General features: G+C 71.3%; 11 protein-coding genes and 1 pseudogene. 3 read left to right on the top strand and 9 right to left on the bottom strand.

Annotated elements, in window-relative coordinates:
- Positions 1-9: 9 nt before the first annotated feature.
- Entirely contained in the window at positions 10-1578 is a 1569-nt protein-coding gene (locus tag ABT381_RS01710) for a flavin-containing monooxygenase (protein WP_351586458.1), read from the bottom strand.
- A 67-nt stretch (positions 1579-1645) separates the two neighbouring features.
- Positions 1646-2605 carry an alpha/beta hydrolase gene (locus ABT381_RS01715; RefSeq protein WP_351586460.1) on the bottom strand — a complete coding sequence of 320 codons (960 nt, stop codon included), beginning with the start codon at positions 2603-2605 and terminating at the stop codon, positions 1646-1648.
- A 70-nt stretch (positions 2606-2675) separates the two neighbouring features.
- On the opposite strand from ABT381_RS01715, the gene ABT381_RS01720 reads away from it, so the two are divergent.
- The 3 genes from ABT381_RS01720 (at position 2676) to ABT381_RS01730 (ending at position 4537) form a co-directional block, all read left to right on the top strand.
- Positions 2676-2822, top strand: a complete 147-nt coding sequence (locus ABT381_RS01720) for a hypothetical protein (RefSeq protein WP_351586462.1) — start codon at positions 2676-2678, stop codon at positions 2820-2822.
- 97 nt (positions 2823-2919) lie between these two features.
- On the top strand, positions 2920-3945 hold the full coding sequence (locus ABT381_RS01725) for an AraC family transcriptional regulator (RefSeq protein WP_351586464.1): 1026 nt from the start codon (positions 2920-2922) through the stop codon (positions 3943-3945).
- A 97-nt stretch (positions 3946-4042) separates the two neighbouring features.
- The gene (locus ABT381_RS01730) at positions 4043-4537 is read left to right on the top strand and encodes a lamin tail domain-containing protein (protein WP_351586466.1); all 495 of its coding nucleotides are present in this window, start codon (positions 4043-4045) and stop codon (positions 4535-4537) included.
- Between the two features lie 61 nt (positions 4538-4598).
- On the opposite strand, the gene ABT381_RS01735 is transcribed toward ABT381_RS01730, so the two are convergent.
- The 7 genes and pseudogenes from ABT381_RS01735 to ABT381_RS01765 all read right to left on the bottom strand — a co-directional run.
- Positions 4599-5114, bottom strand: coding sequence for a pyridoxamine 5'-phosphate oxidase family protein (locus ABT381_RS01735; RefSeq protein ID WP_351586468.1), 516 nt, complete (start codon positions 5112-5114; stop codon positions 4599-4601).
- 101 nt (positions 5115-5215) lie between these two features.
- Complete coding sequence (locus ABT381_RS01740) at positions 5216-6208, bottom strand: carbohydrate kinase family protein (RefSeq protein WP_351586470.1); 993 nt, start codon at positions 6206-6208, stop codon at positions 5216-5218.
- Positions 6166-7197, bottom strand: coding sequence for a methylenetetrahydrofolate reductase [NAD(P)H] (gene metF / locus ABT381_RS01745; protein WP_351586472.1), 1032 nt, complete (start codon positions 7195-7197; stop codon positions 6166-6168). The genes ABT381_RS01740 and metF overlap by 43 nt, the downstream gene beginning before the upstream one ends.
- Positions 7194-8021, bottom strand: a complete 828-nt coding sequence (locus tag ABT381_RS01750; RefSeq protein WP_467754409.1) for an enoyl-CoA hydratase/isomerase family protein — start codon at positions 8019-8021, stop codon at positions 7194-7196. The genes metF and ABT381_RS01750 overlap by 4 nt, the downstream gene beginning before the upstream one ends.
- A complete protein-coding gene (locus tag ABT381_RS01755; protein ID WP_351586476.1) occupies positions 8018-8758 on the bottom strand; it encodes an SDR family NAD(P)-dependent oxidoreductase in 741 nt (246 codons plus the stop codon). Before ABT381_RS01755 ends, ABT381_RS01750 begins: the two co-directional genes overlap by 4 nt.
- A gap of 23 nt (positions 8759-8781) precedes the next feature.
- Positions 8782-9282: an iron-sulfur cluster assembly protein gene (locus ABT381_RS01760; RefSeq protein WP_351586478.1), complete on the bottom strand. Its 501-nt coding sequence runs from the start codon at positions 9280-9282 to the stop codon at positions 8782-8784.
- Positions 9279-9590 (bottom strand): annotated as a pseudogene (locus ABT381_RS01765) (hypothetical protein); the annotation flags it as partial. The pseudogene ABT381_RS01765 and the gene ABT381_RS01760, both read right to left, overlap by 4 nt.

The following is a 9590-nucleotide window of genomic DNA, read 5'->3' on the forward strand; positions in this document are numbered from 1 at the left end:
CTGCTCCTCTCAGGTCAGTTCGAACCCGTGGTAGTGCGCCACCGCCACCCCGTCACCGATCTGTTTGTAGGTGCCGACACCGCCGGCGAACGGCATGAACACCCGCTGTTTCCCTGGGATGTTGGCGCCCATGTACCACGATGCGGCCCGCGGCATCACGGTGAGGGCCGCGATGTCGTTGGTGGTGTTCACCCAGTTGTCCTCGGCGTCGGGCGCCGGCTCCATGCGGTGCAGGCCGTGCTCACGGAGGTACTCCAGTGCCCGGGTGATCCAGTCGACGTGGTACTCGATCGAGGTCATCATGTTGGACAGCACCGACGGGCTCTGCGGGCCGGTGACCATGAACAGGTTCGGGAAGCCGGCCGACATCACGCCCAGATACGTCCGCGGACCGTGCGCCCACTTCTCCCGCAGGGTTCGGCCCGCGCCGCGGATGTTCATGGCGCTCAGCGCGCCGGTCATTGCGTCGAAGCCCGTGGCCAGGATGATCACATCGAACTCGTGCCGGGTCTCGCCCGCGACGATCCCGCGCCGGTCGATGCGGCGGATCGGCTGCTCGTTGATGTCGATCAGCGACACGTTGTCCTGGTTGTAGACCTCGAAGTAGCCGGTATCGACGCACATCCGCTTGCTGGCGATCGGGTACGTACGCGGCGACAGTTTCTCCGCCAGCCGCGGATCCTTGACCTTTTCCCGGATCCGGCCGCGTACGTACTCGGCGGCGACCTCATTGGCCTTCATGTCCTTGAGGATGTCCTGGTAGGCGCTGGAGAAGCACAGGCCGCCGTCGGCCCAGCGCGTGTCGAACTCGCGCCGGACCTCCTCGGGCTCGGTCTCCACCAGGGACCGCGTGCCGCTGCGGCACTGGAATCCGGTGCGCGACAGCCGGCTGTACTCCCGGATCTCGCGGTAGCGCGTCCTGGCGTCGGCCAGCCGCTCGTCGTTCGGGCCGTTGTGCGCCGGTACGGCGAAGCTCGGCGTGCGCTGGAAGACCGTGAGCTCGCCGACGACCGGCGCGATCGCGGTGATCGTCTGCAGCCCGGAGGAACCGGTGCCGATCACGGCGACGCGTTTGCCGGCCAGGTCGACGCCCTCGTGCGGCCAGCGGGACGTCCAGTACACCTCTCCCGCGAAGTCCGCCAGCCCTTCGAACCGCGGCCGGGACGGTACCGAGAGGCATCCGGTCGCCGCGATCACGTACCGCGCGGTGCGCGCCGTGCCGTCGTCGGTCGTCACCGTCCACCGACGCGCGTCATCGTCCCAGTCCAGCTTCTCGACACGGGAGTTGAAGACGATGTCCTTGCGCAGGTCGTACCGCTGCGCGACATGCTGCGCATAGGAGAGCAGTTCCGGTTGCGCGGCGTACCGCTCGCTCCAGTTCCACTCCTGCTCCAGCTCCGGATCGAAGGAGTACGAGTACTCGACCGACTCGATGTCGCAGCGCGCCCCTGGATAGCGGTTCCAGTACCAGGTGCCGCCGACATCGTCGCCGGCCTCGATGACGCGTGCGTCGAAGCCGAGCCCGCGCAGCCGGTGCAACTGGTACATGCCCGCGAACCCGGCACCGATGATGATCACCTCATGACCGGAAGCGGGGCCAGGAATGGGACCGGGCATGGGACCCGGCGCGGGGTCAGGTGTGTGGTCAGGCATGGAGCACGCCTCCCTTGTCGTACGAGGCGACGAAGTCGTTGATGTGCTCGGCGACGAGCCGCATCCCCTCGTCGTACCCCGGCAGCAGCTTCGCCATCTGGAAGTACGCGTGCATCTGGCCCTTGGCCTCTTCGAGCGTGACCGCGACCCCGGCGGCCTCCAGGGCCTTTGCGTACGCGACGCCTTCGTCGTGCAACGGGTCGTACTCGGCCACGTAGACCAGGGCCGGGGGCAGCCCCGCGTGGCTGTCGGCGCGCAGCGGGGACGCGTCAGGGTTCTTGCGGGCTTCCTCGTCCGCGAGGTAGTGCCCCCAGAACCAGATCATGGTGTCCCGGCTGAGCAGCAGTTGGTTCTCGGGCGCGAGGCAGGAGGGCGTGTTGAGGTCGCAGTCGGTCACGGGATAGATCAGGACCTGGTAGTCGATCTTCGGCCCCGCCTTGTCGCGCGCCCACAGCGTCAGCACCGCGCTGATGTTTCCGCCGGCACTGTCGCCGGCGACGATCAGCGGGACACCCTCGGGCGCCAGCTCCGCGGCATGGTCGGCCACCCAGACCAGACCGGCATAGCTGTCTTCGATCGCGGCCGGGAAGGGATGCTCCGGAGCCTTGCGGTAATTGACGAGCACCACGGTCGAGCGCGTGGTGTTCGCCAGTTGGCGGCCCAGGTGGTCGTACTGCAGGTCGATGTCACCGAGCACCCAGCCTCCGCCGTGGAAGTACACGATGATCGCCTTCGGTTCGCCGTCGGGCTTGAGTATGCGGGCTCTGAACTGGCCGCCCTTTCCGTCCAGTTTGAGGTTCCGTACCGATCCGACCTCCGGGCCCGGTCCACTCAGGCCGGCGAGGATCGGCCCGCTCATCCGGGCGATGGCCGGTGTCGACTCATGGGTCGCCGGGCCTTCGGCCTCGGCCAACCGGGCGAGCAGCGCCTGTGATGCGGGGTCCAGAGGCATGCGGCCTTCTCCTCGTTCTCGGTTCCCGTCGTCTTGTGATGCCGGTGGCGATCCATCCCTTGGTGATCCCTTGGCGATCCCCTGGTGCTCCAAGGACTCCAAGGACTCCAAGGTCTTCAACGTCGTCTTCAAGGTAAGGACGGATTCCGCTGACCGGCAGGGCACGGGAGGCCACACCTCGGCCGTTGTGGCCACCGAAGCGGTGCCGGTCGATTGACGCCGGATCGCCCGTTGGCGAAACTGGCCACATGACTCCCGGCGGACCCGCGGCCGGCGGACCCGCGAGTCACGCGTCACCCCAGGTGATCGCGACCATGAGGGATCCGTGGGACCACCCGCGCACGATGGTCGGCGTCGCGATCCTGTGTGAGTGGGCCGCTCGGCAAGGAGTCGACGTCGGCACCCTGCTGCGGGGCTCCCGCATCACCCCGCGCAGCCTGGCCGACCCCGGCGAACTGCTGGAGGCACAGCAGGAGATCGCGGTGATCCGCAACCTGCTCGCCGCCTTCGACAACCGTCCGGGCCTGGGCATCGAGCTCGGGCGGCTCTACCACCTGACGGCGTACGGCTACTTCGGATATCTGCTCGCGGCGTGCTCGTCGGTGCGGGAGACGATCCGGTACGGCCTGCGGTACGCGCTTCTCACCTTCGCCTTTTCGACGATGACGGCCCACCTCGGGGAGCCGGGACAGTACGTCCTCGCCATGGAGGCCGACGACGTGCCCGAGGACATCCGGCGCTTCGTCGTGGAGCGGGACGTCGCCGCCACCGTGCAGATCCAGCGCGAAGTCTTCCCGGGCGCGAACCAGGTCCCCCTGCGTGAGGTCAGGCTGCCGTTCGAGGTCGACGAGGCCCGGCGGCCACCGGTGTACCGGGACCATTTCCGGGTTCCGGTGCGCTTCGGCCACCCCCGTGCCGAGCTTGTCTTCGATGTCCGGTACCTCGATCAAGTGCCGCCGATGGCGAACGCGCACACCGCGCTGGTCATGATCGAGCAGTGTGAGCGGGTCCGGACCGAGCGTCTGCACTGCACCGGCGTCGCGGCCCGGGTCCGCGCCCACCTGCTCGGCCAGGACTCGCTCGACATCGGTCTTGAGGGCGTCGCCGAGCGGTTGCACTACGCACCGCGGACCCTGCGACGACGCCTGGCGAACGAGGGCACGACCTTCCGGGCGATCCTCGACGAGGTGCGGCGCGGCGTCGCCGAGAACCTGCTGCGCGACCCCTCGATCCCGCGGTACGAGATCGCCCAGCTGCTCGGCTACCAGGACTGGTCGAGCTTCCTGCGGGCGCGCCGCCGGTGGCAGCGCGGGGCGGGCGCCCGTACTTCGGAAAAGTAGGTCGCGGCCTCCGGAATCATCACTGGCTATTCACCAATCCTTCACAATGTGTATAAGCTCCTGTCGCTCCATCAGACCGTGAACATGGGGGATTCCCTTGCGCAAGCGCCCTGTCATAGCCACCGCCGTCGCCGCCGGCGCGCTGGCCGTCCTCGCCGCCACCCCGGCCCAGGCCGCCGAGTACCACTCGGCGCTGAAGGTCCGCGGAGTCCAGTACGACGCCCCCGGCCGGGACTCCAACAGCTGCTCCTCCGGCAACACCGACGAGGAGTATCTGACGATCAAGAACTACTCGTCCTCGGCGACGATCAACCTCAAGGGCTATGTCGTCAAGGACGCCGCCGGCAATCGCTTCAAGTTCACCGCCGGCCACTATCTTCAGCCCGGCGACTACGTGAAGCTCCGCGGCGGCTACGGCACCGACTCCGACGCGCGCAACGTGGTCTACCGCGACAACTGCAACTTCCTGTGGAACAACGACCGCGACACGATCTATCTGTACAAGCCCTCCGGCAGTCGCTCGGACGTCCACGCCTACACCAAGAGCGGCTCCGACCGCGACGGCAACGGCTACATCCAGTACCACAGCTGAGCCGGAAATCCTGATACGCGGGCCCCGTCTCCCCGGTGAGGCGGGGCCCGGCCCGCGGCCGTCAGAGGCGGTCGGTGCGGAACGGGATGGTGACGCGGTGGCTGACCTCGTCCCCGTGCACGGGGTGGCCGGTGGGGCTCAGTACTGAGTACGACTCGATCCGCGCCCGGTAGAGCCGGTTGGGGGCGGGGTCCCGGAACCGCGCGGGCGGTTGGTACCGCTTCGCGCGTGCCGCCGGGTCCGGGTAGCGGCGGGTGTAGTAGACCTCGCAGCCCTCGGCCAGCGCGTCGCCGTGCAGCATCTCGGCCCGACCGCGTGCGTAGAGGCCCTGGCCACCCCCGTCGGCCGGATCGGAGTCGAAGACGACGAGCGAGACCTCCGGGTTCTGCTCGATGTTCAGGGAGTGCACGGAGTCCACTGCGGAGAACCAGTAGAAGGCGTCCTGGTCGTCCCAGGCGTGGGCCAGCGGAGTCACCATCGGGACCCCGGCGGCCGAAGCGGTGCCCAGCGCCATGTAGCGCGTGGTGCGCAGGATCTCGCCTGCGGTCTCGCAGAGTTCTTCGATCGAGACGGACACGGTGCCCTCCAGTGGGATGCGCGGCTGGTGGCGCAGATCGGGGCGGGGCGCGCTCAGTGTAAAGAGGCCCGGCAGTGCCGCCAAGGGTTCCTCGGCGCAGGTCAGCCGGCAGGCTCGGGGACGGCCAGGATGGCTGAGACCGCGTGGGCCGCCGGCGGGCCGTAGGCCGTGGCGACGCGGGACAGCAGGGTGTGCGGAGTGACCGTGTACTGCTGGGGGCCGATGGTCTCCAGGGCCGCCGTCGCCAGCGCGCAGCCCAGCCGGGCCGCGTCCACCACGTGCGCTCCCCGGGCCGTCGCGGCGAGGAAGCCCGCGCGGAAGGCGTCGCCACCGCCGGTCGGGTCGGCGGGGGAGGCGGTCGCGACGGCCGGAATCGCGGTGCGGTCGCCGGCCGCCGACTCGATGACGACGCCGTCCCCGCCGCGGGTGGTGATCCAGGTACCGACGCGCGCGAGGATCTCCTCGCGGCGCCAGCCGGTGGTCTCGGTGAGCAAGGCGGCCTCGTAGGCGTTGGTGAACAGCCAGCGGGCGCCGGTGACGAGATCGCGGGCCTGGTCCGGGCCGAGGCGGGCGAGCTGCTGCGAGGGGTCGGCGGCGAACGGCAGCCCCAGCTCGCGGCACTGGGCGGTGTGGCGCGCCATGGCCGCGGGATCGCCGGCGGAGATCACGACCAGTCCCGGCCGGTCGGGCGAGGCGGCGAGCGGGGCGAGGTCGAGGAGCGCGGACTCGGCCATGGCGCCCGCGTAGAACGAGGCGATCTGGTTCTGGTCGAGGTCGGTGGTGCACATGAAGCGCGCGGTACGGAGGCGTTCGGAGACCCGCACGTGCCGGGTGTCCACGCCGTGCGCCTCCAGCCGGTCGCGGTACGGCGCGAAATCGGCCCCGACCGCGCCGAGCAGCAGGGGGCGCAGCCCGAGCGAACCCAGGCCGAAGGCGATGTTGGCCGCGGTGCCGCCGCGCCGCACTTCGAGGTCGTCGACGAGGAAGGACAGCGACACATGGGCCAGCTGGTCGGGCAGCAGCTGGTCGGCGAAGCGCCCGGCGAAGGTCGTCAGATAGTCGGTGGCGATGGAACCGGTGACGGCGATGCGCATGACGGCGCTCTCTCCTGAGGCTCGGCGGGCCCGCTCGCGGCGTACTCGGGCGTTCCCCGGAGGTTCCGGTGGATCTCGAGCGTGGCGGTGGACCGGTTGAGGGTGATGTAGTGCAGGCCGGGCGCGCCTTCGGCGAGCAGCCGCCGGGCCATGGCCGTGGCATGGTCGACGCCGATGCGGTGCCCGGCGGCCGCGTCGCCGCGGGCCGCCTCCAGCCGCCGGGCGAGGTCGGCGGGGAAGCGGGCGTTACTGAGCTCGGCGAAGCGGCGGATCTGCCGGGCGTCGGTGGCGGGCATGATCTCGGGAATGATCGGGATGTCGCAGCCCGCGGCGGCGACCCGGTCGCGCAGCCGCAGATAGTCCTCGACGTGGAAGAACATCTGGGTGACGGCGTAGTCGGCGCCCGCCCGGCACTTGGCGACGAAGTGCCGGATGTCGCTCTCCCAGTCCGGCGAGCGCGGATGGCGCTCGGGGAAGGCGGCCACGCCGATGCTGAAGTCGCCCATGGCGCGGATCAGTTCGACGAGCTGGGCGGCGTGCCGGAGTCCTCGCGGGTGCGGCGTCCAGGGGCCTTGCGGGTCGCCCGGCGGGTCACCGCGCAGCGCCAGTACGTCCCGGACCCCGGCATCCGCGTACTGGCCGATGATGTGGCGCAGCTCGGTGACGGAGTGCCCGACGGCGGTGAGGTGGGCGACCGGGCGCAGGGTGGTCGCCGCCGCGATCCGCCGGGTCATCTCCACGGTGCGGTGCCGGGAGGAGCCGCCCGCGCCGTACGTGACGGAGACGAAGGCGGGCGCGACCGCCTCGACCCGGCGGATCGCCTGCCACAGCGTTCGCGTCCCCGCCTCCGTACGGGGCGGGAAGAACTCGAAGGAGTACGAGGGGTGCCCGCCGGCCAGTACCTCACGGAGGCCCGGCCGGGTGAGCGCCTCACGGAGGCCCGGCCGGGCGGGACCCGCCCGCTCCGGCCGGGCCGTGGGGCTCGTCATGCGGCCGCGCCGTCGTCGTCGCCGAACTCCGCCCGCCCCGGCCCCTGTTCCACGAACGATCGCATACCGGCAGTACGGTCCGGCGTCGCGAACAGCCCGGCGAACAGGGCCCGTTCGATCTCCAGGCCGGCCGTCAGATCGGTCCGGGTGCCGCGGTCGACGGCGGCCTTCGCGGCCCGCAGGGCGTACGCGGGCCCCTCGGCGAAGCGCCCGGCCACCGCCATCGCCTCGGCCACCACCCGGTCGTCCGGCACGACCTGGTCCACCAGCCCGATGCGCAGGGCCTCCGCGCTGTCCACCGCGCGCCCGGAGAGGACCAGCTCCTTGGCGCGGCCCAGGCCGACCAGCCGGGGCAGCCGCTGGGTGCCGCCCGCGCCGGGAATGACGCCGAGCTTGATCTCCGGCAGCCCGAACCGGCTGCTCTCACCGCAGATCCGCAGGTCGGCGGTGAGCGCCAGCTCGCAGCCGCCGCCGAGCGCGGCACCGGCGACGGCCGCGACGACCGGCTGCGGGATGTCCGCCACGGCGGTGAAGGCGGCCTGCAGCCGGGCCGAGTGGTGGATCATGTCGGGGTAGCTCATGGCCGCCATCTCTTTGATGTCGCCACCCGCCGAGAACATCCGCGGCCCGCCGACGAGGACGACGACCCGGACGTCCCGGCGGGATGCCGCCTCGTGCGCGGCCCGCTCCAGGTCGGCCTGGGCGTCGCGGTCCAGCGCGTTCACCGGCGGCCGGTCGAGCAGGATGCGGCCGATCCCGCCGGCGACCTCCAGCCGGACCGCGGCAGACGAGTGGGTCACGCCCACAACGGACGAGTGCGTCATGCCCACAGCAGACCTCCATTGACCTCCAGCACGTGCCCGTTGACATAGGTGGCCTCCTCGGAGGCCAGATAGACGGCGGCGTCCGCGACCTCGTCCGCGCGCCCGGGGCGGCCCAGCGCGAACCGGCGCCGGTAGGCCGACCAGACCCGCTCGTTGTCGGTCAGGTCGCGGCCCATGCCCTCGTCGACGATGCCCGGCGCCAAGGAGTTGACGAGGATGCCCTTCGGGGCCAGTTCCATCGCCGAGACCCGGGTGAACATCTCCACGGCGGCCTTGGTGGCGCAGTAACCGGCGGCGCCGATGGCCACCCGGGTGGCCATGCTGGACGAGAGGTTGATGATCCGCCCTGCCGCCTGGGCCGCCATGTACGGGAGGACGGCGTGCGTGCACAGGTACACGCCGTTGAGGTTGGTGGCCACCATCTCCTGCCAGGCGGCGGGCGCGAGCCGGCCGATCTTGCCGTCCCGGCTGACGCCGGCGTTGGCGACCAGGATGTCGATCCGCCCGAAGGCGTCCGCCGTCTCCCGCATCAGCTTGCCGACCGAGTCCTCGTCGGTCACATCGGTGTAGCAGTACCGGGCGCGGCCCTGCGAGTTCTCCAGGAGGGTGTCGATGTCGTGCGGGTTGCGCGCGGCGCACATCACCGACGCGCCCTCGCGCAGATACCGTTCGGCGATCGCCCGCCCGAGTCCCCTGGTGCCGCCGGTCACCACCGCGACCTTGCCGTCCAGCCTCATCCGCCCCACCTCACTTGATGACCTCACTTGATGTCACGGGCCGTGCCCAGTTCGTCGAATGCCGAGCCGCAGCTGCGGCACAGGAAGGGCGTACGGCACACGCTGCCGCCGAACCGCCCCATGCTTTCCACCACGCCGGAGCCGCAGTACGGGCAGCGGCGCAGCTGTACGGTGGGCGCCTCGGCGCCCGCCGCTCCGCGGCCCGCGACGCCGTAGCCGCAGCCGCGCAGCGCCCGCAGCCCGCGTTCCGACACGTGCTCGGCCCGCCAGGCGCCCGGCTGCCACTCGATGCCCACGGCCGCCGAGGGCAGGACCGTGGCGACCGCCGCACGCACCGCGCGCTCCATCGCCGTCCGCCCCGGGCACGCCGTCCGGGTGGGGGCGAGCACGATGTCGACCGCGTCGCCGCGCACGGTCAGCGAGCGCAGCACCCCCAGGTCGGCAAGGGTCACATCGATCTCGGGGTCCCGGACCGCGTGCACCGCTGTGCGCACCCGGCCCGCCGTGTCGTCCGCCGCCGTCACAGGAACGCCCCCTGCCGGTACTGGGCGCGTACCGTCCGCAGCTCGGCGAGCACCTCGCCGAGGCCGGGGGAGGCGTCGCCGGTGACCCGGCCGTGCGGGCGCGCCGGGAGCGCGGGGACCAGGGAAGGCGGCAGGCCGGCGTCCCGGACCAGGTGCTGGAACCGCTCGGTGAGCGCGTCGGCGGGGACCTCCGCGGGGCCTCCCGGAGCGGTGTCCGCGCCCGGCGCGGCGAGGGCCGGCTCGCCGAAGAGGCCTGCGGCTTCCCGGCCCGCGGTGGCCAGGGCGGCCGCCATGTCCTCGGTCCGCCC

Origin of the sequence: Streptomyces sp. NPDC000151, assembly GCF_040301705.1 — a bacterium.
Classification (GTDB): domain Bacteria; phylum Actinomycetota; class Actinomycetes; order Streptomycetales; family Streptomycetaceae; genus Streptomyces.